Here is a 666-nt window from a genome sequence, read left to right as displayed (position 1 = left end):
AAATCATACAAAAGATGATTCAACAAGGTTTGATAGCACAAGCTAGTTGGAAAACAAATGAAACAGTTGAACCTGTTAACGTTTTTAAAAGCTTTGATCATCGCCACAAGCTGCAGGCAGCAAGCTTACAAGGAATTTATAAGAATCACTCTCTTCCTAGAGAAAGGTTAAAAACGATTCTAAAAGGAAGCCATGGACATGTTGGAATATCCTTTGACATTGGTAAACCAAATAGACTGGTCTTTTGTGAATCGTTCATCGACTTGATGAGCTATTACGAACTTCATCAACAAAGTCTAACTAATGTTCGTTTGGTATCTATGGAAGGATAAAAAAGGTCTGTTGTTGCTTATCAAACTTTACGACTAATAGCTGAAGAAAATCAGAAGTTGGAATTTTTAGATACAGTAACACCTTCAAAGTTATTGCATTTGATCAATACAATTCGTGATACCACCACCTATTTCGATAATCATCCTGATTTATTGACACTTGCGGTAGATTGTGATGATGCAGGAAAAGATTTTTCTGATAAGTTATCTCAATCAGGATTTCCTGTTTTACTGGATTTACCTAATAATGAATCTGGGAAAGAAAAAATAGACTGGAACGATATTCTTAGAGAAAAGAAATCAGATTTTCAATTTAAGCTTGAAACTGTAAAAG

General features: G+C 33.8%; 1 pseudogene. It reads left to right on the top strand.

The window, feature by feature from the left end:
* Positions 1–666 (top strand): annotated as a pseudogene (locus D8863_RS10715) (thioredoxin domain-containing protein); the annotation flags it as partial.

This window comes from Streptococcus oralis (assembly GCF_003943825.1).
Classification (GTDB): Bacteria; Bacillota; Bacilli; order Lactobacillales; family Streptococcaceae; genus Streptococcus; species Streptococcus oralis_CD.
Note: the sequence above shows the minus strand (reverse complement) of the source record. Positions and strands in the feature narration are given on the sequence as shown.